22 protein-coding genes and 1 pseudogene are annotated in these 21,536 nt (G+C 73.7%); 13 read left to right on the top strand and 10 right to left on the bottom strand.

The window, feature by feature from the left end; genetic code table 11:
* Nucleotides 1-137: 137 nt before the first annotated feature.
* Nucleotides 138-1,631 carry a helix-turn-helix domain-containing protein gene (locus ABZY20_RS29370; RefSeq protein WP_356445285.1) on the bottom strand — a complete coding sequence of 498 codons (1,494 nt, stop codon included), beginning with the start codon at nt 1,629-1,631 and terminating at the stop codon, nt 138-140.
* Between the two features lie 139 nt (nt 1,632-1,770).
* Between ABZY20_RS29370 and ABZY20_RS29365 the strand changes: the two genes are divergently transcribed.
* The 3 genes from ABZY20_RS29365 (at nt 1,771) to ABZY20_RS29355 (ending at nt 4,875) form a co-directional block, all read left to right on the top strand.
* Nucleotides 1,771-2,391, top strand: coding sequence for an L-threonylcarbamoyladenylate synthase (locus ABZY20_RS29365; protein WP_356445283.1), 621 nt, complete (start codon nt 1,771-1,773; stop codon nt 2,389-2,391).
* A 144-nt stretch (nt 2,392-2,535) separates the two neighbouring features.
* Nucleotides 2,536-3,303, top strand: coding sequence for a dienelactone hydrolase family protein (locus tag ABZY20_RS29360; RefSeq protein ID WP_356445281.1), 768 nt, complete (start codon nt 2,536-2,538; stop codon nt 3,301-3,303).
* Nucleotides 3,304-3,369: 66 nt separating this feature from the next.
* Nucleotides 3,370-4,875: a metallophosphoesterase gene (locus tag ABZY20_RS29355; protein ID WP_356445280.1), complete on the top strand. Its 1,506-nt coding sequence runs from the start codon at nt 3,370-3,372 to the stop codon at nt 4,873-4,875.
* Nucleotides 4,876-4,879: 4 nt separating this feature from the next.
* Here ABZY20_RS29355 and ABZY20_RS29350 read toward each other — a convergent pair whose 3' ends face one another.
* Entirely contained in the window at nt 4,880-5,854 is a 975-nt protein-coding gene (locus ABZY20_RS29350; protein WP_356445278.1) for a TauD/TfdA family dioxygenase, read from the bottom strand.
* A 163-nt stretch (nt 5,855-6,017) separates the two neighbouring features.
* Here ABZY20_RS29350 and ABZY20_RS29345 point away from each other — a divergent pair, with 163 nt between their 5' ends.
* Together ABZY20_RS29345 and ABZY20_RS29340 are read left to right on the top strand one after the other, a co-directional pair.
* On the top strand, nt 6,018-6,848 hold the full coding sequence (locus tag ABZY20_RS29345) for an aldo/keto reductase (protein ID WP_356445276.1): 831 nt from the start codon (nt 6,018-6,020) through the stop codon (nt 6,846-6,848).
* An 85-nt stretch (nt 6,849-6,933) separates the two neighbouring features.
* Nucleotides 6,934-7,156: pseudogene (locus ABZY20_RS29340) on the top strand (3'-phosphoesterase); the annotation flags it as partial.
* A gap of 165 nt (nt 7,157-7,321) precedes the next feature.
* Here the strand turns inward: ABZY20_RS29340 and ABZY20_RS29335 are convergent.
* From ABZY20_RS29335 to ABZY20_RS29325, 3 genes are read right to left on the bottom strand one after another with little or no spacing between them, the layout of a single operon-like run.
* Entirely contained in the window at nt 7,322-7,789 is a 468-nt protein-coding gene (locus ABZY20_RS29335; protein WP_356445274.1) for a peroxiredoxin, read from the bottom strand.
* Nucleotides 7,786-8,166, bottom strand: a complete 381-nt coding sequence (locus tag ABZY20_RS29330; RefSeq protein ID WP_356445272.1) for a DoxX family protein — start codon at nt 8,164-8,166, stop codon at nt 7,786-7,788. Before ABZY20_RS29330 ends, ABZY20_RS29335 begins: the two co-directional genes overlap by 4 nt.
* 50 nt (nt 8,167-8,216) lie before the next feature.
* Nucleotides 8,217-8,975 carry a helix-turn-helix transcriptional regulator gene (locus ABZY20_RS29325; RefSeq protein ID WP_356445270.1) on the bottom strand — a complete coding sequence of 253 codons (759 nt, stop codon included), beginning with the start codon at nt 8,973-8,975 and terminating at the stop codon, nt 8,217-8,219.
* 90 nt (nt 8,976-9,065) lie between these two features.
* Between ABZY20_RS29325 and ABZY20_RS29320 the strand changes: the two genes are divergently transcribed.
* The 3 genes from ABZY20_RS29320 to ABZY20_RS29310 all read left to right on the top strand — a co-directional run bounded on the left by ABZY20_RS29320 (nt 9,066) and on the right by ABZY20_RS29310 (nt 12,372).
* Entirely contained in the window at nt 9,066-10,223 is a 1,158-nt protein-coding gene (locus ABZY20_RS29320) for an MFS transporter (RefSeq protein ID WP_356445456.1), read from the top strand.
* A gap of 251 nt (nt 10,224-10,474) precedes the next feature.
* Nucleotides 10,475-11,455 carry a non-homologous end-joining DNA ligase gene (gene ligD / locus ABZY20_RS29315; protein WP_356445268.1) on the top strand — a complete coding sequence of 327 codons (981 nt, stop codon included), beginning with the start codon at nt 10,475-10,477 and terminating at the stop codon, nt 11,453-11,455.
* 143 nt (nt 11,456-11,598) lie between these two features.
* On the top strand, nt 11,599-12,372 hold the full coding sequence (locus ABZY20_RS29310; protein WP_356445266.1) for an NPP1 family protein: 774 nt from the start codon (nt 11,599-11,601) through the stop codon (nt 12,370-12,372).
* 80 nt (nt 12,373-12,452) lie between these two features.
* Here ABZY20_RS29310 and ABZY20_RS29305 read toward each other — a convergent pair whose 3' ends face one another.
* Nucleotides 12,453-12,839: a hypothetical protein gene (locus tag ABZY20_RS29305; RefSeq protein ID WP_356445264.1), complete on the bottom strand. Its 387-nt coding sequence runs from the start codon at nt 12,837-12,839 to the stop codon at nt 12,453-12,455.
* Between the two features lie 249 nt (nt 12,840-13,088).
* On the opposite strand from ABZY20_RS29305, the gene hemC reads away from it, so the two are divergent.
* The gene (hemC, locus tag ABZY20_RS29300) at nt 13,089-14,024 is read left to right on the top strand and encodes a hydroxymethylbilane synthase (protein ID WP_356445262.1); all 936 of its coding nucleotides are present in this window, start codon (nt 13,089-13,091) and stop codon (nt 14,022-14,024) included.
* A 24-nt stretch (nt 14,025-14,048) separates the two neighbouring features.
* Here hemC and ABZY20_RS29295 read toward each other — a convergent pair whose 3' ends face one another.
* The gene (locus tag ABZY20_RS29295) at nt 14,049-14,570 is read right to left on the bottom strand and encodes a hypothetical protein (protein WP_356445260.1); all 522 of its coding nucleotides are present in this window, start codon (nt 14,568-14,570) and stop codon (nt 14,049-14,051) included.
* Nucleotides 14,571-15,014: 444 nt separating this feature from the next.
* Here ABZY20_RS29295 and ABZY20_RS29290 point away from each other — a divergent pair, with 444 nt between their 5' ends.
* A complete protein-coding gene (locus tag ABZY20_RS29290; RefSeq protein WP_356445258.1) occupies nt 15,015-15,806 on the top strand; it encodes an RNA polymerase sigma factor SigF in 792 nt (263 codons plus the stop codon).
* 34 nt (nt 15,807-15,840) lie between these two features.
* On the opposite strand, the gene ABZY20_RS29285 is transcribed toward ABZY20_RS29290, so the two are convergent.
* Complete coding sequence (locus ABZY20_RS29285; protein ID WP_356445256.1) at nt 15,841-16,179, bottom strand: ANTAR domain-containing protein; 339 nt, start codon at nt 16,177-16,179, stop codon at nt 15,841-15,843.
* Between the two features lie 252 nt (nt 16,180-16,431).
* On the opposite strand from ABZY20_RS29285, the gene ABZY20_RS29280 reads away from it, so the two are divergent.
* Nucleotides 16,432-17,235, top strand: a complete 804-nt coding sequence (locus ABZY20_RS29280; RefSeq protein WP_356445254.1) for a VOC family protein — start codon at nt 16,432-16,434, stop codon at nt 17,233-17,235.
* A gap of 61 nt (nt 17,236-17,296) precedes the next feature.
* Here ABZY20_RS29280 and glgX read toward each other — a convergent pair whose 3' ends face one another.
* Together glgX and ABZY20_RS29270 are read right to left on the bottom strand one after the other, a co-directional pair.
* Nucleotides 17,297-19,453: a glycogen debranching protein GlgX gene (gene glgX / locus ABZY20_RS29275; protein WP_356445252.1), complete on the bottom strand. Its 2,157-nt coding sequence runs from the start codon at nt 19,451-19,453 to the stop codon at nt 17,297-17,299.
* Complete coding sequence (locus ABZY20_RS29270) at nt 19,450-19,962, bottom strand: pep a2 (RefSeq protein WP_356445250.1); 513 nt, start codon at nt 19,960-19,962, stop codon at nt 19,450-19,452. The genes glgX and ABZY20_RS29270 overlap by 4 nt, the downstream gene beginning before the upstream one ends.
* Nucleotides 19,963-20,323: 361 nt before the next feature.
* On the opposite strand from ABZY20_RS29270, the gene ABZY20_RS29265 reads away from it, so the two are divergent.
* Nucleotides 20,324-20,716, top strand: a complete 393-nt coding sequence (locus tag ABZY20_RS29265) for a DUF5133 domain-containing protein (RefSeq protein ID WP_356445248.1) — start codon at nt 20,324-20,326, stop codon at nt 20,714-20,716.
* A gap of 74 nt (nt 20,717-20,790) precedes the next feature.
* Nucleotides 20,791-21,536 (top strand): maltotransferase domain-containing protein (locus ABZY20_RS29260; RefSeq protein WP_356445246.1); only part of this gene is annotated, 746 nt, incomplete at its 3' end.

Genomic DNA, 21,536 nt, shown 5'->3' with positions numbered 1-21,536 from the left:
GCGGTGGCGGCCTTGTGAATCGTGTCGATGCCCGCTGTGCGCCGGTCAGGGCTCACCCGTGCACAGCTGAGTCCCAATGGCCCGCATTCGTCCCGCCCCGGACCCGCCTGACCGGTTGCCCCTGAGGCAAAAAACCGTCAGTCGTCGCAGTGGAAACGCGGCAGGCCGAGGTCGCCGACGGCCAGGTGGGCGAGCACGACCTCGTACAGGTCGGTGCCGCCCGCCAGCAGCTGGCGTTCCAGGACCGGTTCGGCGCTGCGGACGTGTTCGCGCACGGTCTGCGCGTGGACACCGAGGTCCTGCGCCGCCCGTTCGGCGTTGCCGCCGGCGGCGATCCAGGTGCGCAGCGTCCGGCGCGGGTTGCGGGCGTCCGCGTCCAGCCGCCCGAGCAGGTCCTCGGCCCAGGTGCGCACGGCGGACCCGGACAGCAGGTCGGGGAGCCGGGGCCCGGGCCGCCCGGTGTCGCCGGCGAAGTGGGCGTCGGGCAGGCCCACTTGCGTGTTGAGCGCCAGATGGACGACGGCCCGCACCGTGAGGTCGGCGAAGTCCGTGCCGAGCAGGGCCTCCACGCGTTCCATGCGGGCGCGGACGGTGTTGCGGCTGACGCCGAGGACCTTGGCGGCGTTGACGGCGGTGAACTCCAGGCCCAGCCGGCTGGTGGCGAGGAGTTCGGCCCGGGTGTGGTGCGCCAGGGTGTCCAGCGGGCGCAGCAGCCGGGCCGTCCAGCCGCGCAGCGCCGCCGGGTCCATCAGGCGCTCGGGGTGGGTGCGCTCGGCGTAGACGGCGGTCTTGTCGGGCCGGAAGTGCGCGACGGCGAGGGCGCTGACGGCCTGGCCGTAGGCGGTGGCGGTACGGGCGAGGCTCTGCCGGACGCTGCCGCCGAGGAAGAGGCCGGAGTGCCGGGCGACCAGGGAGCGCAGGGCCTCGCCGGTGGTGTCGCGCGGGCCGACGACGATCACGTGCCCGTCCATGGCGGGGCAGCGCACCACCAGGGCGTCCTCCCGGGTGCGGTCCAGGCACTCCTCGGCGATGCGGTCGCGTACGGCGGGCGCGGACTCGACGACGTACACGCACGCGGTGTCGGCGTCGAGCAGCCCGGGCCAGAGCCCGGCGGCCACGCGGCGGGCGGCCATGGTGTCCTCGACCATCAGCAACTGCAGGATGGCCAGGCGCAGGTCGGAGGTGGCCCGCCGGAGCCGGTGCCCGGCCGCGGTCGACTCGCGTGCCGTCAGCAGCAGCTCCACGACCTGGGCGGTGTGCGTGACGACGTCGGAGGCCTGCCGGTCGAAGGGGGCCTCGCGGGACACGGCCAGGACGCAGGCGCGCGAGGGGTGTTCCACCCGGACCAGGCGCAGGTGGCGTTCCCGGCTCTGCCAGGCGGCGGAGGCGATCCGGCCGCTGGTGATGTCCGCGACGAGGTCCTCGTCCAGGGGGAGACGCGTGCCGGCGACGAGGTTCCCGGCGGCGTCCTGCAGGGCCACCGCGGCCCGCACGGCGCCGGAGAGCCAGTCGACGACCCTGCGCACGTCGCGCCCGGCCGGGCGCAGATGCTCCAGCAGTTCCCGCTCCCACGCCGGACTCGCTCCCGCGGGCGTCTCCTGCTGCCGGTTCCCGTCCTCTCGGCCAGCCACCTCGGCCTTCCCCTCCCTCCTGGCACCGTCTTCGGCGCACCGGTCGGGGACGTTACCCCAGACGTCCCACGTCGGCCGCCCGCGGGCCCGGCACCCGGCCCTGCGCACCCGGCGCGCCCGGGCGGCATAAGCTCGGTGAATGGCGAAGTACTACGACGTGCACCCCGACAACCCCCAGCCGCGCACCATCGGCCAGATCGCCGACAGCATCCGCGCGGGCGCTCTTGTCGCCTACCCCACGGACTCCTGCTACGCACTGGGCTGCCGCCTGGGCAGCCGGGACGGCATCGAACGGATCCGGGCGATCCGCAAGCTGGACGACCGGCACCACTTCACCCTGGTGTGCCAGGACTTCGCGCAGCTCGGCCAGTTCGTACGCATCGACAACGACGTGTTCCGCGCGATCAAGGCGTCGACGCCCGGCAGTTACACGTTCATCCTGCCCGCGACGAAGGAGGTGCCGCGCATGCTGCAGCACCCCAAGAAGAAGACGGTCGGGGTGCGCATCCCCGACCACGTCGTCACCCAGGCCCTGCTCGCGGAGCTCGGCGAGCCGCTGCTGTCCAGCACGCTGCTGCTGCCCGGCGAGGAGGAGCCGATGACACAGGGCTGGGAGATCAAGGACGAGCTCGACCACGTCCTGGACGGAGTGGTGGACTCCGGCGAATGCGGCACGGAACCGACGACCGTCATCGACTTCTCCGGCGGGGAGGCCGAGATCGTGCGGCACGGCGCGGGCGACACCTCACGGTTCGAGTAAAGCGCCGGCCAAGGGGGGTTCACGGCCGCCCCGTACGCAGGGGCGGGCCGGACGCCGCGGGACGGGGCGTGTCACGATGACCGTGATCCGCCCGGTCACGCGGACCGGTTCCCGGTCCCCGCCCCGCAGAGAGGCAGCGCCGCCATGACCGCCGTACAGGGAACCGCCGTCGACGTCCCCGCCGGGGACGGCACCGCCGACGCCTACCTGGCCCACCCCGCCGACGGGGCCGCCCGCCCGGGCGTGCTGCTGTTCATGGACGCCTTCGGGCTGCGTCCGCGGCTGCGGTCCATGGCGGACCGGCTGGCCGGCGAGGGCTACACGGTGCTGGTGCCGAACCTGTTCCACCGGCACGGGCGTGCCCCGCTGGTCGACCTGCCCGAGCTCATCGACCCGGGGGCGCGGCCGGAGCTCTTCGAGCGGATCACGCCGATGATGCGGGAGCTGACGAACGAGCGGGCGATGGCCGACGCCGGTGCCTGGCTGGACTGGCTGGCGGGGTCGCCCGTGGTGGCGCCGGGGCCGGTGGCGCTGACCGGCTACTGCATGGGCGCCCGGCTGTCGCTGCTGACCGCGGGCACGTACCCGGAGCGGGTCGCCGCCGCGGCCGGCTTCCACGGCGGACGGCTGGCGACGGACGCGCCGGACAGCCCGCACCTGGTGGCCGGCCGGGTCACCGCCGAGCTGTACTTCGGCCACGCCGACCAGGACCCCTCGCTGCCGCGGGAGCAGATCGACCGCCTGGAGCGGGCCCTGACCGCCGCCGGCGTCCGCCACCGGTGCGAGGTGTACACCGGGGCGCCGCACGGTTTCACGCAGGCCGACACGGCGGCGTACCACGAGGAGGGCGACGAGCGGCACTGGTCGGCGCTGCTCGGCCTGCTGCGGCGCACGTTCCCGCACGGGGGGTGATCTCGCCCGGGCGGTGGGGGGAACCCGCCCGCCGACGCTCTCCTGACGGATTGTTACCGTGCACCGGTGTCCGAGTCCTCACGTGATACCGCCGAAGGCGCCGGCTGGGGTACCGCCGAACGCGGTGCGTACCAGCGGCTGATGCCGCCGAAGACCGAGAAGATCTCCTGGCTGGACCCGCGGATGCTGTGGGCCGCCCGCAACGGCGTGCTGGCGTCCCTTTTCGGGGATCCCACCGGCCGGATCCGCAGCCGCTGGGTGGCGCAGCGGGAGGCCGCGGGCGCCCCGGCCGACAAGGTGATCCGGCGCGAGGACCCGGACCGGTTCTCGTTCCTCGTCATCGGCGACACGGGCGAGGGCGACGACCCCCAGTACGCCGTCGTGCCGGGCCTGCTGAAGGCCGGTCAGGACACCCGTTTCGCCATCCTGGCCAGTGACGTCATCTACCCGGTGGGCAGCGCGGACGACTACGGCACCAAGTTCTTCCGCCCCTACCGGGACTACCCGGCACCGGTCTACGCGATCCCCGGCAACCACGACTGGTACGAGGACCTCGGCGGTTTCATGCGCGTCTTCTGCGACGACGCCCCGCCCCTGCCGCCGGAGCCCCGGCCACGGCCCCTGACCCGGGCGTGGCTGCGCTCCCTGCTGTGGCACCGGCCGCGTCCGGACGACGGCCGGGACCTCGACGAGCACCGCAAGCTGCGCTCCTCCCCCGCCCAGCAGGCCGTCCAGCCGGGACCGTACTGGGCGGTGGACGCCGGGCCGGTGCGGATCGTCGGCATCGACACGGGGCTGCTCGGCACGGTCGACGCCGAGCAGGGCGCCTGGCTGCGCGAGGTCTCCCGGGGGCCGCGCCCGAAGATCCTGGTGACCGGCTCGCCCCTGTACGTGGACGGCAGGCGCAAGCCGTGCGCCGTCGAGGGCGGCGGTACGGTCGACGACATCGTCCGCGACCCCGCGCACCACTACGTGGCGGCGATCGGCGGCGACATCCACAACTACCAGCGCTACCCGGTCCGGCTGGACGACGGGCGCACCCTGCAGTACGTCGTCGCGGGCGGCGGCGGCGCGTTCACGCACGCCACCCACACGATCCCCCGGGTCGACGTCGCCCACGTCACCGAGGAGGACTTCCGCTGCTATCCGCTGCGCGGCGACTCGCTCGCCTTCTACAGCCGGCTCTACGGCCGGCGGCTGCGGATGCCGCGCTTCTTCGCCCTGACCGAGGCCGAGGCGACCGCGGTGATCGCGGAGCGCCTCGGCATCGGGCCGACCCGCGCCCCGGGCGGCCCGGTGCGGGTGACCCGGCGGATGCGCCTGGTGGCCGGGCTGCTCGGCACCGGCCGCCGGCCCGACCGGGCCAGGCGGCTTCGGCTGCCCGTGCGGAAGATCTACACGTCGCTGTTCTCGCCGGGGTCGGCGACGTACAGCCCGCCGTTCTTCAAGTGCTTCCTGCGCCTGGACGTCTCCCCGGAGTCCGTCCGGCTGCGCTGCTACGCCGCCACCGGCAACCGCGCCCAGGAGCTGGACCCGCCGGTCGAGGACGAGGTGACGATCCCGCTGCGCTGACGGGTCACCACTGCCCGGGCGCGCTGCCGGTGATCGCCTCGGAGGGCGTGCCGTCCACCCCGCGGGGCACGTCCCCGGCGAGCATCACCCGGTGCATGACGCGCGGGTGGTCCAGGTGCGCGGTGTCACCGGGGGCCAGGTGCATGGTCGCGCGGTTGTCCCAGAAGGCCACGCTGCCCGGCTCCCAGCGGAACCGGACCGTGTACTCGGGCCGGACCGCCTGCTCCAGCAGCAACTGGAGGATCGCGCCGCTCTCGGGCCGGGAGAGGCCGGCGATCTGCTCGACGTAGTAGCCGTTGACGTACAGGATCCGCTCGCCCGTCTCGGGGTGGACGCGCACCAGGGGGTGCAGCGTGGCGACCTGACGGTCCAGCAGGTGGCGCGCGTAGGCGTCGTCGCCGGGCCGGGGCTGGTAGCCGACGCCGAGCCGGTGCTCGGCGCGCAGCCCGTCGGCGAACGTCCGCAGGGGCGCGGAGAGTCCGGCGTAGGCGGCCGCCAGGTTCGACCAGGTGGTGTCGCCGCCGTAGGGCGGGACCGTCTCGGCGCGCAGGATCGTCGCGGCGGGCGGGTCGACGCGGGCGCCGTGGTCGCAGTGCCAGCCGCGCAGCAGGGTGTGGCGGCGGCGCCGCAGCCACTCGTCGTGCTCCATGCCGTAGCGCCCGCCCAGCTCCAGCCGGTCGGCGGTGGTCTCGATCTCGGGGACGTCCGGGGGCGAGGCCCTGCCGCGGCGCGGCAGGACGACCGGCTCGCCGAACCGCCGCGCGAGCGCCACGTGCCGGGCGTGGTCCAGCCGCTGCCCCCGGAAGAACACCACCTTCCACCGCAGCACCGCCGCACGGATCGCGGCGACCACGGCGTCGTCGAGGTCCGCGGCCAGATCGACCCCGCCGATCTCGGCGCCGATGAACCCGGCGACCGGCCTCACCTCCACTCCGGCGTCCCGCGCGGCCTCGTCCGTCGTGCGGCTGTCCGTCGTCATGAGCACTCCGCTGGTCGTGGGCGTGGTCCTTCCCGGAGATCGTGACAGTCATCCCCGCCGGAGGCGACCACGCGGGTGTCCTCGCCCCCGGGCCGTCCGGTTGATCACCGCTGCCCCTGTCGGTGACGCTGGGGGGACGACACAGTCAACGGAAGGCCCCCTCGTGATCAGCATTCCGGCGTACACGCTCAACGACGGCACCTCGCTGCCCGCCCTGGGTCTGGGCACCTGGCCGCTCGGCGACGACGAGGCGCAGCAGGCGGTGCTCTCCGCCCTGGAGGCGGGCTACCGCCTGATCGACACGGCGGCGAACTACCGCAACGAGACCGGGGTGGGCCGGGCCGTGACCGCCGGTGTCGTGCCGCGCGAGGAGATCGTCGTGACGACGAAGCTCCCGGGCCGCCACCACGGCTACGAGGAGACGCTGGCCTCCTTCGAGGAGTCGCGAACCCGGCTGGGCCTGGAGTACGTCGACCTCTACCTGATCCACTGGCCGCTGCCCCGCGTGGACCGGTACGCCGACTCCTGGAAGGCCATGGTGAAGCTGCGTGAGGAGGGGCTCGTGCGGTCGATCGGCGTCTCGAACTTCACCGCCGGGCACATCGAGCGGCTGGAGCGGGAGACCGGTGTGCTGCCCTCGGTCAACCAGATCGAGCTGCACCCCCTGCTGCCGCAGGACGACCTGCGCGCCTTCCACGCCGGCAAGGGCATCCGCACGGAGAGCTGGAGCCCGCTGGGCCGGGGCTCGGCGCTGCTGGACGACCCGGCCGTGGCGCGGATCGCCGGGCGGCACGGGGTGTCGCCCGGTCAGGTCGTGCTGCGCTGGCACGTCCAGCTGGGCGCAGTACCGGTCCCGAAGTCGGCGAACCCCGAGCGGCAGCGCGCCAACCTCGACGTCTTCGGGTTCGAGCTGGGCGAGGAGGAGATGCGGGCCGTCGCGGACCGGGCGCACCGGCGGCTCGGCGGGGACCCCGAGGCGCACGAGGAGTTCTGACGGATGGCCGCCCTCGGCGGCCGACGCACCTCGCCTCACCCCTCCAGGCCGACGGCGTCCTGACGTCCTGGCCGATCCCGACGGGGGCGTGATCCCCCGCCCCGGCTACGGCGGCGGCACCGTGATCGTCCGGGACCGCGGCACGCACGAGCCGCTGAGCCACGACCCCGCCGGACGGCCGGCTTCGCGGAGCCGCTGCGGCGCGGGCACCACCCCACGTTCCGGCTGAACGGGTCCGCGCTGCGCGGCGACTGCGCCTGACCCGGTTCCGCGGCGGCGGTACCGAGGAGGAGACGTGGCTGCTGGTGGGACGTGCCGGTGCCGGAAGGCGTGGGCACGGCGGCCCCCGGCCCCCGCCGGGCCCGTGCCGCGGGTCGGGCCGCACCCTCGCCCGGATCGCCCCGGAGGCGGCCGGGACGTCGGCCGTGGAGGGCGGCGGCGCGGCCCTCGGACACCGGCGCCTCCCGGTGGCGTCAGCTCCGGTGGGCACGCAGGGCGGCGAGCGCCCGGTCGGCGTGGGCGTTCATGCGCAGTTCGCTGCGGACGACGTCCAGGACGGTGAAGTCCTGCGCGATGACGAACGTCGTGCGCTTGGTGGGCGCCAGGGAGAAGCCGCGCTTCACGCCGAAGCGCTCGCGGACCGAGCCGTCGGCGTCGGACAGCAGCGGCATGCCGAGGGAGTGCCGTGCGCTGAACTCCTGCTGACGCTCGACGGCGTCGCCGCTGATGCCGACCGGCCGGGCGCCGGCGGCGGCGAACTCGGCGGCCAGGTCGCGGAAGTGGCAGGCCTGCGCGGTGCACCCGGCGGTGAGGGCCGCCGGGTAGAAGAAGAGGACGACGGGGCCCTCGGCGAGCAGCCCGGACAGGCTCCGTTCGGTGCCGGTCTCGTCGGGCAGCGTGAAGTCCTCGACCTTGTCGCCGGCTTCCGGCCGGGCGGTCACGGCCGGCCCTGCGCGTTCTTCGCCACGCCCCGGGCCCAGAGCACGAGCGGTACCTGCAGGGGCAGGCGCCCGAACGCCGCCGCCTTCTGCGGTGCGGGACGGTGGCGCCAGTCGGCGGCCATCTTCACGTTGGCGGGGAACACCCCGACGAAGAACGCCGCGGTGGCCAGTGCGGCCGTCCTGCGGGTCCGCGGCAGCGCGAGACCGGCGGCGAGGGCGAGTTCGGCGACTCCGCTGGCGTAGGTCCAGGCCCGGGGGCTGCCCGGGAGGCTGCGCGGGACGATCGCGTCGAACTGGCGCGGCACGGCGAAGTGGGCTGCTCCCGCGGTGGCCAGCAGGCCGGCGAGCAGCAGGGGCGAGCGTTCGGACCGGGGCACGGTTCCTCCTCAGATGGCCTGCCGCGCGATATTACTGGACGGTAGACACGTCAGTGCGGTGGGCCCTGCGATCGCCGGCCGGCGCCGGGCGTGTAGCCGAAGGACCGGCGGAAGACGTCGATGAACGCGCTGGCCGAGGACCAGCCGCAGCGGTGGGCGACGGTCGTGACGGGCAGGCCGTCGGCCAGCATCCGCAGCGCGTGGTAGAGCCGCGACTGGGTGCGCCACTGCGGGAACGTCATGCCGAACTCGCCGCGGAAGAGCCGGCTGAGCGTGCGCTCGCCCACGCCGGTCGCGGCTGCGAGGTCGGCGAGGGTGCGCGGATCGGCCGGGTCGTCGTGCACGAGCGCGCAGACGGCGGCCAGCCGCGGGTCCGTGGGCGTGGGCAGGCGCAGCGGCTGCTGCGGGCAGAGGCGGAGCTGGTCGCGCAGCACGGCGCGCAGCCGGCGGCGTTCGGGGCTGTCGTCGGCCGGGTCCCGGGTGTAGGCGAGGATCAGCTCGCGCAGCAGCGGGCTCACGGCGAGGACGGCCGGGTGGTCCAGGCCGAGGGGGTTGTCGGCGGCGGGCAGTCCGACCAGGTGCAGGTCGAGCCGGCCGTGGGCGCGGTGGGCGTGCACGGCGCCGGCGGGCACCCAGATGGCGCGGGTGCCGGGCGCGAACCAGGTGCCGGCGTCGGTGGTGACGGCGACGACTCCGGTCCCCGCGTAGACGATCTGGTGGTCGTCGTGCCGGTGCGCGTCGATGCGGTCGCCGGCAGTGAGCCGCTGGGCCCGGGTGGGCGCCGTGGACGAGTGGCGGGTGTTCGGCACAGTCCGGCAGATTATCGGAAGCGGGCCAGGGTCGCGGCGGACGACGATCGCGGGGTGACCGCTTCCCGCCGCAAAAGGCCCGTCGCCCTGATGTCCCTGGGACACGCCTGCGTGGACGTGTACCAGGGTGCCGTGGCCGCGCTCGTGCCGTACTTCGTCGCCGAGCGCGCCTATTCCTATGCCGCCGCCTCCGGTGTCGTCCTGGCCGCCTCCCTGCTGTCGTCGCTGGTGCAACCGCTGTTCGGGATCCTCACCGACCGGTGGGCGATGCCGTGGCTGCTGCCCGTGAGCGCGCTGGCGGCCGGGGCCGGCGTCGGCCTGTGCGGGGTGACCGGCTCGTACGCGCTGACCCTGGCGGTGGTCGCGGTCTCCGGGGCCGGGGTGGCCGCCTACCACCCGGAGGCCGCCCGGGCGGCGCGGGCCGTCGCGGGCGGCCGGCACACCGGCATGAGCTGGTTCTCCTTCGGCGGCAACGCAGGTTTCGCCCTGGCGCCGCTGCTCGTCCTCGGTGTGATGTCCCTGGGCGGTCTGGGCGCCTCCCCGCTGCTGGCCGTGCCGGCCGTGGTGGGGGCGGCGCTGTGCGCGGCGGCGGTGCGCTCGGCGGGGGCCGGGACCGGGAAGGCCGGTGTGCCGCCCGCCGGGGGCCGGGACGACTGGCCGTCGTTCCTGCGGCTCTCCGGTGCCGTGATCTGCCGGTCGGTCGTGTTCGTGGGGCTGAGCGCGTTCGTCTCGCTGTACGTGCGCGAGCGCACGGGCGGCGGGGAGGCGGCCGGCACGGCGGCGCTGTGCGTGCTGTACGCCGGAGGCGCGGCGGGGACGCTGGCCGGGGGCCGGCTGGCCGAGCGGTACGGGCGGACGGCGGTGGTACGCCGGTCCTACGCGCTGACGGTTCCGGCGGTGGCCGGTGTGGTCCTGGTGCCGGGTCCGCCGGTGTTCCTGTTCGTCGCGCTGGCGTCGGCGGGGCTGTACGTGCCGTTCTCGCTGCACATCACGCTGGGCCAGGACTTCCTGCCCCGGCGGGTGGGCACCGCGAGCGGGGTCACGCTGGGCCTGGCGGTGAGCGCGGGCGGTCTCGCGGCTCCGGCGCTCGGGGCGCTGGCCGACGCGACGTCACTGCGGACGGCCCTGCTCCCGCTGATCGCCCTGCCCGCGGTGGGCCGGCTGCTGTTGTGCCGCTTGCGGGAGCCGGGTCCCCCGGGCACCGCGGCCGTCGGGCGCGGGAACGCCCGTGACGCGGCGGGGCGGTGACCGGGAGGTGTGAGGGGGCGGCCCGGGTGACGGTCCGCCGCCGCGGCGCCGGTCGGGACGGGCGGGGCTCAGGCCCTGCCCGCGGCCGCCGGCTGCCGCTCCGGCTCCTCGTCCGCCGCGTGGGCGAGGAAGTCGTCGACCATACGGTGGAACAGCGTGGGGTAGATCGGGGCGCTGCCGTGCGGACGCCGATCAGGCGAAAGACCCGGGCAGCGCGCGTGACCGCGTCCCGGCCCGTCGAAGACTCACCCGTGGACCTGCCGCTGATCCCGCCCATGCTCGCCACGCCCGGCTCCCTGCCGCCGCCCGCGCAGGACGCGCGCTGGGCCTACGAGACCAAGCAGGACGGCCAGCGCGTGGTGGTCTACCTCCCCGGGGACGGCGGCGTGCTGCTGCGGGCCCGGTCCGGCGAGGAGATCACGGACGCCTATCCCGAGCTCCGGGCGCTGGGTTCGGCGCTCGGCGCCACGCCCGCCGTGCTGGACAGCGAGATCCTGGCCCTGGACGCCCAGGGCCGCGCGGACTTCCAGCTGCTGCAGTCCCGTATGGGCCTGGCGCACGCACCGGCCCGGGCGGCGCGGCGGGCGGCGGAGGTCCCGGCCCACCTCGTGCTGTTCGACGTGATGCACCTGGCGGGCCGGTCGCTGCTGCGCCTGCCCTACGCCCGACGCCGCTCGGCGCTGGAGGACCTCGGTCTGAGCGGCCCCTCCTGGTCGACCCCGGCCGCGCTCGTCGGCCACGGCGCCGAGGCGCTGCGCGCCACCCGGGAGCACGGCCTGGAGGGCCTGGTCTGCAAGCGGCTGGACTCGGTGTACGAGCCGGGAGTGCGCTCCCGCGCCTGGATCAAGATCCGCAACATGCGCACCGAGGACGTCCTGGTGGGCGGCTGGCAGCCCGGCAAGGGACGGCTCACGGGCCTGCCGGGCGCGGTGCTGGTCGGACAGCGCGCCGCGGGGCGGCTGCGGTACGTCGGGAGCGTGGGCACCGGCTGGAGCGAGGCCGAACGCAGGGAACTGGCCGCGCTGCTGGCGGCCGCGGCGACCGGCGTGTGCCCCTTCGACCCGGCGCCGCGCGCCCCGGGCGCGCACTGGGTGCTGCCCCGGCTGGTGGGCGAGGTCCGCTACAGCACCCGCACCCGGGAGGGACTGCTGCGGCAGCCGTCCTGGCTGCGGCTGCGCCCCGATCTCGCGCCGGAGGAGGCGGCTGCCGACATCCCGGACGACCTGGTCTGAATCGCCGACGGGTCCCCAACTATTGGGCTGTGATTCACCGTTGGGACCCCGCCCCCCTCTTGGCATGGACGCGCTCAACCTGGAAGCTGAACCTCCCTTTCCCCCACAGCCGCCTGGCTGCGCCCGGACATGAGGAGGACGCAGTGTCGTCACGCCCGTTCACCCACAGCAGGAGATGGCTCACCGGAGCGGCCGGTGCCGCGGCCCTCGTCCTGGCCTTCCCCGCCACGGCCTTCGCGGCCCCGCCGCAGGCACTGCCCGCGAACGCGGACGCGCTGGAGCGGACGTACCAGCCGGCCTACGACTACGACACCGACGGCTGCTACTCGACGCCCGCGATCGGCCCGGACGGCACGGTGAACGGCGGGCTCAACCCGACGGGCGCCCTGAACGGCAACTGCCGTGACGCCTCGGACCTGGACAACACCAACGGCTACGCGCGCGCCAAGTGCAACAACGGCTGGTGCGCGATCCTGTACGCGCTCTACTTCGAGAAGGACCAGGCCGTGGCCGGCAGCAGCATCGGCGGCCACCGCCACGACTTCGAGCACGTCGCCGTGTTCGTGCAGGACGACCAGGTCAAGTACGTGTCGACCTCGGCCCACGGCTCGTTCGACGTGCACCCGGCGTCCGCGGTCCGCTTCGACGGCAAGCACCCCAAGATCGTCTACCACAAGGACGGCATCAGCACCCACTGCTTCCGCCTGGCCGGCTCGGGCGACGAGCCGCCGGAGAACCACAAGGGCACCTGGCAGTACCCGGCGCTGGTGGGCTGGAACGGCTACCCGGCCGGGGTGCGCGACAAGCTCGCCGCCCACGACTTCGGCAGCGCCCACTTCGGCCTGAAGGACGGCGACTTCGCGAACCACCTGGCGAAGGCGAAGCCCTCGGGCATCGCCTTCGACCCGTACGCCTGATCCCGCCCGGCCCCGCCGGGGGTGCCGGGGCCGCCCGGGCACTCCCGGCGGGACGGCTGCCCGGAGCCGGCCGTGGCCGCCTAGATCACGCAGCCGTTCAGGCCGGGCACACCGTCGATCCAGTTGGTGCTGTTCTCCACGTAGTAGCTGGAGATGATCCCGTACTTGTCCCAGCCCCGGGGCTGGACCATCAGCCAGTACGGGTTGCCGCCGACCGACTGGCCCGGGACCTGGCAGTACACCAGCACCTCGTCCCAGGAGTTGATCTGGCCGATCACCGTGGGGCAGTTGGCGGTGCCCGGCGCGTGGATGCAGTCGCCCTCGTTGCTGTCGCGGACGTTGACCCCGTCGGCCCACACGCCGTACCAGCCACGGCCGTGCCCGTCGGCTGCGGCGCTCTGGGACGTGGTGACCACGAGGGCGAGCGCTCCGGCGGCGGCCCATGCCGCCGCGGTCCTCTTGCGCATGGCGTTCCTTTCGATGCCGTGACGGGTCGGCTCCCGGGGGATTCCCCGGTCGCCGTCCCGACTGTAGGCAGTGCCGGGCGGCGGCGGTCCTGACATCTGTCAGGCATCGCAGGCCCGGAACAGGCGCCGCGCCCGGCTGTCCGACGCACCGCGGGGCGGCCGGCGACGGATCCCGAACTGACGTGCGCCAAGACGCAGTTCGGGACGGTTCGGCACGGACGCACCCGCCGCAGGGTCTATCGTGTCCGCATGTCCGTCCCCGAACTGATCCGCATCGTCTCCCGCGACTCCCCGATGGCGCTCGCCCAGGTCGAGCGCGTCCGGGCCGAGTTGACCGCCGCCCACCCCGGAGTACGCACCGAGGTCGTCCCGGTGAAGACCACCGGCGACAAGTGGATGGGCGATCTGTCCAAGGTCGAGGGCAAGGGCGCCTTCACCAAGGAGGTCGACGCGGCCCTGCTGGCCGGCGAGGCCGACCTCGCCGTGCACTGCGTGAAGGACGTGCCCGCCGACCGGCCGCTCCCCGCGGGCACGGTGTTCGCCGCGTTCCTCAAGCGGGACGACATCCGCGACGCCCTGATCCACCCGGACGGGCTCACCCTGGACGAACTGCCGGCCGGGACCCGCATCGGCACCTCCTCGGTGCGCCGGGTCGCCCAGCTCGCCGCCACGCATCCGCACCTGGAGTGCGTGCCGTTCCGGGGCAACGCCAACCGGCGCCTGGCGAAGCTGGGGGCCGGAGAGGCCGACGCCCTGCTGCTCGCGGTCTCCGGCCTGGAGCGCATCGGCCGCACCGACGTGATCAGCGAGATCCTGTCGACCGAGACGATGATGCCGCCCATCGGCGCCGGCGTCCTGGCCCTGCAGTGCCGCGAGGACGACGCCGACCTGATCGACGCGGTGAGCGGTCTCGGCGACCCGGACACCCACCGGGAGACGACCGCCGAGCGCATGTTCCTGCACGTGCTGCAGGGACACTGCAACAGCCCCATCGCCGGGTTCGCACGGGTGGACCGCAGCGGTGAACTGTCCCTGCGCGCCTGCGTGTTCACGCCCGACGGCAAGACGCGGCTGAACGCCCACGAGTGGGCGGGCCGGCTCGACCCGGCCACGCTCGGCACCTCCGTCGCCGTGGCCCTGCTGCGCCAGGGAGCCCGCGAGATCATCGACGGCATCCCGCACTGACCGCCGCGGCGCCCTGACACGGGATCAGGCGGTGCCTTCCTCCGCCTGGTCCCGCAGGAAGACGCTCACCTGGTGCGCCAGACTGTCGCGCACGGCGCCCTGCTGGGCCGCGGTGGCGCCGTCGTGGGCGCCGATGGAACCGGACCACAGCCGGCGGCCGGTCCACTCCTCCTCGACGCGCAACTGCACCTGCACGTCCACCAGACCCAGGGACGCCTCGGCGCCGGCCGCGTAGAGCACGGCCGTGACGCGGCGCAGCGGATAGACGTCGAAGCCCTCGATGAACTGCGAGTTGCGCCAGTCGAGGAAGGCACTCTCGCCGTCCGGGCCGATCCGTACGTCGATCTGGCCGTCCTCGAGGTGGACGCCGAGGTGCCGGCTGCCGCGGTTCTCGACCGTGACGCGGAGGCAGAAGTAGGTCAGCCCCTCGGCGGCGTCGTCGCGCCCCCGGGGCGGCTCCGCCAGTTCCAGACGGTGGACGCGGACCCGCAGACCGGCATGCTCGTCGTACTCCTGCCAGTCCCCGACCACGTTCGGCTCGTACACGCTGCACCTCTCGACCTCTGGAAGCTGCTTCCTATCTGTGGTCTCAGCGCACTGTCAAATGCGCAGAATGCGCTGTGGCCAGGCAGTTCACCCGTTTTGATCGGCGATCAAGCCGTGCCCAGCGGTTATCCGGCAGCCGACGTAGAAAGCGCTTGCCCGGGCGTGCCGCACATCACTTCCAGGAGTGAAGATCAACAAGGCGCGCGCCCCGCCGGGTGGGCCCGGAGGGGCCGACGGGGCCACGGCAGGGCCGAGCCACCTCGAATGCCGTATTGTCGGAATTGTTTCCCTTGTTCCCTGTCCGGAGGCGGGCAGGGAAAGTGCTTCGGACAGGAGGCACGTCCGTGGGAGCCGGTCAGCCGTGCCCCGGGTACCCCGCGCGGTCCGACTCCGCGCCTCCCATGGTCACCGTCCCTTCCGCACCTGCTCAGGGAGGTGCGCACCATGCGTATCGCCGGCAGCACCCGAACGCACCCCCACGACGACGCGCCCGACACCGCCGCACGGTTCGAACGGCTCAGGCGACTGCCCGAGGGGCCCGAGCGCAAGGCCCTGCGCGACGAACTGGTCGAGGCCTGGCTCCCGATGGCCGAGCGGATCGCGGTCCGCTTCCGGGGACGCGGGGAGTCCCTGGAGGACCTGTACCAGGTGGCGGCCCTCGGCCTCGTCAAGGCCGTCGACCACTACGACCCGGCCCGCGGCAACGCCTTCGAGGCCTACGCCGTCCCCACCGTCACGGGAGAGGTCAAGCGCCACTTCCGCGACCACATGTGGACGCTGCACGTCCCCCGCCGGGTCCAGGACCTGCGCAACCGGGTGCGGCAGGCCGCCAAGGAGCTGTCGCAGACCACCTCCGGCCGCTCCCCCACCGTCGCCGAGATCGCCGTCCACGCCCGGCTCACCGAGGCCGAGGTGCGCACCGGCATGGAGGCGCTGGAGTGCTTCTCCGCGCTGTCGCTGGAGGCGGAGATGCCGGGCACGGACGGCTACGCCCTGGGGGACGCGATCGGCGGGCCCGACCCCGCCTTCGACACCGTCGTCGACCGCGTGGCCGTCCGGCCCTGCCTCCAGGCGCTGCCCGAGCGCGAGCGGATCATCCTCTACCTGCGGTTCTTCAAGGGCATGACGCAGAGCCGGATAGCCGAGCAGCTCGGCATCTCGCAGATGCACGTGTCCCGGCTGCTCAGCGGCTGCTTCGCCCAGCTGCGCGAGGAACTGCTCGCCGAGACCCGCTGACGGGCGGAGCCCGGCAGGCCAGTGCCGCCGGAGGTCACGGCTCCGGCGGCACTCCCGGTCCCTCGGGCGCCTCCGGGACCTGCGTGGGCCCGGTGCGGTCGAGGGCGTCCTCGAGGGCGGCCCGTATCTGCGCGGGCATCACCCCGGTACGCCCCCAGACGAGGATCAGTTCCGCGACGCTGCGCAGCTTGATGTTGGTGTGCTGGGAGACCTCCTTCAGCACCGCCCATCCCTGGTCGGGCGAGATGCGGCCGAGTGCCACCACCATCCCGATCGCCTGGTCGACGACGGCGTGCGAGACCACGGCCTCCTTCAGCTGCTGGACCTCTTCCTGCAGTGCGAGGATCCGCTCCGAGCCCCCGTCCGTGGGCATGGTCACCTCCCGGTCCGGTGCGCCGCTGTCCCGATGGCGTGACAGAGTGCTTGAGTGCCCTGACGCAGTGTTCGACCTCTCCATCGTCGTCAGTGGGCCCGCCCGCTGCCACCGGGGCGGACCGGGCCGGTTCCCCGCCCCGTTTCGGCGCCGCCGCCGGGGTACTCGGCAGGCGCCCACCACGGTTCCGGTCGGACACTGGTAGGACACTGCCGGTGGCTGCCAGGCCGATGAGATCAGGACGCGAACGACATGAACCACGACAGGCCCACCTCCTTCGGCACGAAGGACGTCCTCTCCTCGCACTCCGTGTTCGGGGCACCCTGCTGGGTGAGTCTGACCAGCCGGGACGTCGAGGCGACGGAGGAGTTCTACGGGGCCGTACTGGGCTGGCGATGGCGGCCGGCCAAACTCGGCGACCGCTTCCGGATCGCGCTGGTCGACGGCTCGCCGGTGGCCGGGATCGCCGGGGTGGCGACCATGTGGCAGATGGCGGTGGCGTGGACGCCGTACTTCGCCGTGCGCAGCGCCGACGACGCCGCGGCGCGGGTGCAGGAGCGCATGGGCACGGTCGCGGTCGGCCCGATCTCGCTGCCGCCCGGGCGGGCGGCCCTGCTCGCGGACCGGGACGGGGCGACCTTCGGGATCTGGGAGGGCGACCTGTTCACCGACTGGGAGACCTGGCGCACCGCGCAGCCCGCCTTCATCACGCTGCACACCCGCGACGCCTTCGACGCGGCCATCTTCTACGGCGAGGTCCTCGACTGGGCCTCGGAGCGCAACGGCTGCTGCGAGGTCCACTACGAGGGCGGCGAGGTCGTGCTGCGCAGCCGCGGTGACGTCGTGGCGCGGATCGAGTCGGGCGCGCTGGAGGCGGCTCCCGATCCGACGATCCGGCCGCACTGGCAGGTGCACTTCTTCGTCGACGACGTGGAGGCCTGCGCCCGGGCCGCGGAGCTGCACGGCGGCAGTGTGCTGTCCAAGGGGGGCGACGAGGCGGTGCTGCGCGACCACGACGGCGCGCAGTTCACGGTGACGACGCGCCGCGACCGCTGACCGGGCACAGCCGCCGGCCCCGCGGACCGCTCGGTCCGCGGGGCCGGCGCCTTCGTGCGCGTCATCCGGCCCGGCCATGGCCCGCCTTCGAGGGGCGGGACAGCAGGACCAGGCTGCGCGCCCCGACCGTGAGGCCCGTGCCCGCCTTGTGCTCCGCCTCGTCGGGGGTGGCCTCCGGGTCCGCGGTGTCGATCAGCGCCGTCCAGCGCTCGCCGTAGGCGGCGCCCGGGAGGCGGAAGTCGACCGGCTCCCAGTGGCTGTTGAACAGCACCAGGAACGAGTCGTCGACGACGGGCCGTCCGCGCGTGTCGGGTTCGGCGATGGCGTCGCCGTTGAGGAAGACGCCGACGGAGTGCGCGTCGCCGCGCTGCCAGTCGTCGTCGGTCATCTCGCGGGCGTCGGGCGCGAGCCAGACCAGGTCGGGCAGCGGCTGGTCGGCGCGGATGAGCGTCTCGCCGAGGAAGAAGCGGCGGCGGCGCAACACGGGGTGCCCGGTGCGCAGCCGGATGAGGTACCGGGTGAACTCCAGCAGGTCGCGCTGCTCCTCGGTGAGCCGCCAGTCGATCCAGGAGATCTCGTTGTCCTGGCAGTAGGCGTTGTTGTTGCCGTGCTGGGTGCGCCCGAGTTCGTCGCCGTGGCAGAGCATCGGGATGCCCTGGGACAGCAGCAGCGTCGCCAGGAAGTTGCGCTGCTGGCGGGTGCGCAGCTCCCGTACGGCGGGGTCCCGGGCCGGGCCCTCGGCGCCGCAGTTCCAGGACCGGTTGGTGCTCTCGCCGTCCTGGTTGTCCTCGCCGTTGGCCTGGTTGTGCTTGTCGTTGTAGGAGACGAGGTCGCGCAGCGTGAAACCGTCGTGCGCGGTGACGAAGTTGACGCTGGCGCGCGGCCGGCGCCGGTGGTGCGCGTAGAGGTCGGAGGAGCCGGTCAGCCGGGACGCGAACTCCCCCAGGGTGTGGTCCTCGCCGCGCCAGAAGTCCCGGACCGCGTCGCGGTACATGCCGTTCCACTCCGACCACAGCGGCGGGAAGTTGCCCACCTGGTAGCCGCCCTCGCCGACGTCCCACGGCTCGGCGATCAGCTTGACGCGGCTGATCACCGGGTCCTGCTGGATCAGGTCGAAGAACGCCGAGAGCCGGTCCACCTCGTGGAACTGCCGGGCCAGGGTGGCCGCGAGGTCGAAGCGGAAGCCGTCGACGTGCATCTCGGTGACCCAGTACCGCAGCGAGTCCATGATCAGCTGGAGCACGTACGGGTGGCGCATCAGCAGGCTGTTGCCGGTGCCGGTGGTGTCGTAGTAGTGCTCCCAGTCGCCGTCGACCAGGCGGTAGTACGAGGAGTTGTCGATGCCGCGGAAGGACAGCGTCGGGCCCTTCTCGTTGCCCTCGGCGGTGTGGTTGTAGACCACGTCGAGGATCACTTCCAGCCCGGCCGCGTGCAGGGTCTTGACCATCTGCTTGAACTCGGCGACCTGCTGTCCGCGCGTGCCCCGGGCCGCGTAGCCGTTGTGGGGCGCGAAGAAGCCGATGGTGTTGTAGCCCCAGTAGTTGGACAGGCCGCGGTCGTGCAGCACCCCGTCGTGGACGAACTGGTGCACGGGCATCAGCTCGACGGCCGTGACGCCCAGCGAGGTCAGGTGCTCGACGATCGCGGGGTGGGCGAGCCCGGCGTAGGTGCCGCGCAGTTCCTCGGGCACCTCGGGGTGGGTGCGGGTCAGGCCCTTGACGTGCGCCTCGTAGATCACGGTGTCGGCGTAGGGCCGGCCGGGCCGGGTGTCGTCGCCCCAGTCGAAGGCCGGGTCGGTCACCACGCCGAGCATGGTGTGCCCGGCGCTGTCGGCCGGGTCCGGTCCGTCCGGGTTGCGCTCGTAGAGCGAGGGGTGGTTGTCCATCTGCCCGTCCACCGCGCGGGCGTACGGGTCGAGCAGCAGTTTCGCCGGGTTGCAGCGGTGCCCCGCGGCAGGCGCCCAGGGCCCGTGGACGCGGTAGCCGTAGCGCTGGCCGGGGCCGACACCGGGCAGGTAGCCGTGCCAGACGAAGCCGTCGACCTCGTTCAGCGGCACCCGCGTGTGGGTGCCGTCGTCGTCGACGAGGACCAGCTCGACGCGTTCGGCCACCTCGCTGAAGAGCGCGAAGTTGGTGCCCTCCCCGTCGTGGTCGGCGCCGAGCGGGTAGGGGCGCCCGCTCCACGCGGACACCCCTTTCCGTGTCTGACGCCGGGTCACCGGGCGTCCTCCAGGAGGACGTCCTCGGTGAGGGCCGGGGCGGCCAAGTGCGCCACCGGGAGTTCGCGGGGCACCTCCAGGCCCTCGCTCTCGCGCGGCGGGGGCGCGGTCGGCACCAGCGGGACGCGCTCGCCGGCCCGGGCACGCTGGGAGAACCAGATGATCTTGCTGCCCGTCTCGGTGGCGCAGCATCCCCAGCCGTCGCTCATCGCGGCGAGGTGCTCCAGGCAGCCGCGCAGCTCCTGGTCGGGGCGCAGGGCCCGGTCGTTGTCCCCGATGGCGGTGATCAGGTGCTGCCCGTTCCACCACATCTCGATCGACGTGTTCTTGTCCGTGGCGTGCTCGTCGATGGCCTTGAGCAGCATCTCGGCACCGCCGCAGACGGGTTTGACCAGGTTCTCCAGGTCCCAGAACCTCAGGTGAGCGGCCAGAATGCGGCTGACCTGTCCCACCCGTTCCGGGCTGACTTCCACGTCGAGGTGGTAGTAGCAGGGCACTGCGGTCTTCATCGGTCGGCTCCTCACCGCGAAGCTCAGCTCCTCCTCGTCCGCGGTCTGCGGAACGAGCCCCGAACACAGAGCGTGAGCGTGTATCGCTTCTGAGTCACCCTCAGAGTGGGGGTGCTAGCCCGTTCGTGCAACACGAGCGCACGCCTGAGGCCCTTGAGCACACAGGTGAGCGGCCGGCGGGCCCCGAACGGCGCACGGCTGCCACCAATGGTTGAAGTTCCAACAAGACGCTGCGTCGTCACCCGTGCACTATGTGTCAAGAACTCGATCGCCGTCACGGGTCCGTGCCGCTGTTCGCGCACGGCATGCCGTCCGACCGTCGGGAGACCGTGCCCCTCGAGCCCGAAAGGTGATCGGCGCCATGCTGCTACCCGCCAAAGCCGAAGTCGCCCGGCAGTTGCGGCGTTACCGGGCCTGGGAACGCGTGATGCTCGCCGCTCCGCACGACCGCACGGTGCGGACCACGTTCGAGGACTCCGGCTACACGCTCTGCGTACTGATGGGCAAGCGCTGTGCCCGCGAGGCGGCGGACGCGGCCGAGCGGTACCTGAGCTCCCACCCGGCCGGCACCCTGCCGGAGACGCAGGTCGCCCGCCTCCAGGAGCCGCAGCTCACCCGTCTGCAGGAACCGGGCGAGCGGCCCCGCGCGGCGGCCGCCGCGATCGCCCGGAGAGCGCCGGCGGCGGAGCGCCTGTCCCCGGTGGCCGAGCGGAGGGCCCCGGCCGCGGAACGGCGGTCCCCTGCGGGAAGGTGACGCCCTTCCCGCACGCAACTGTCCCCGAACCGGGCCGTGCGGCCCGGTTCCCGAGCACGGTGGAGGTGAGGACCATGACGAGGACCCGGGCCATCGGCCGTATCCCGGTACGGGACGTCCGCCCGGCCGTGGAGAGCGGCAACCGGCCGGCCAAGGCGGTCGTGGGAGAGACGTTCGAGGTCACCGCCACCGTGTTCCGCGAGGGGCACGACGCGGTGGCCGCCAACGTCGTGCTCAAGGATCCCGAGGGCCGACCCGGTCCGTGGACGCCGATGCGGGAGCTGGCTCCCGGCAGCGACCGCTGGGGCGCCAAGGTCACCCCGGACGCCGTCGGCCGGTGGACGTTCCGGGTGGAGGCCTGGAGCGACCCGGTGGCCACCTGGCGTCATGCGGCGGGCATCAAGGTCCCGGCCGGAATCGACCCCGGGCTGGTCCTGGAGGAGGGTGCCGACCTCTTCGAGCGGGCGGCGGCCGGCGTGCCGGGGGACGCCGGCCGCGGTGTGCTGCTCGACGCGGCGCGGCGGCTGCGCGACGACTCGCTGCCCCCGGCGGTGCGGCTCGCGGCGGCGCTGGCGCCCGAGGTGGACGAGGTCCTGGACCTGCACCCGCTGCGGGACCTGGTCAGCACGTCCGAGCCGCTGCCGCTGCTGGTGGAGCGGGAGCGGGCACTGTACGGCAGCTGGTACGAGTTCTTCCCCCGCTCCGAGGGGACCGCGGCGCAACCCCACGGCACCTTTCGCACGGCGGCCCGGCGGTTGCCGGCGATCGCGGCGATGGGGTTCGACGTGGTGTACCTGCCGCCGATCCACCCGATCGGCAC

This window comes from Streptomyces sp. NPDC006624 (genome assembly GCF_040611555.1).
Classification (GTDB): domain Bacteria; phylum Actinomycetota; class Actinomycetes; order Streptomycetales; family Streptomycetaceae; genus Streptomyces.
Note: the sequence above shows the minus strand (reverse complement) of the source record. Positions and strands in the feature narration are given on the sequence as shown.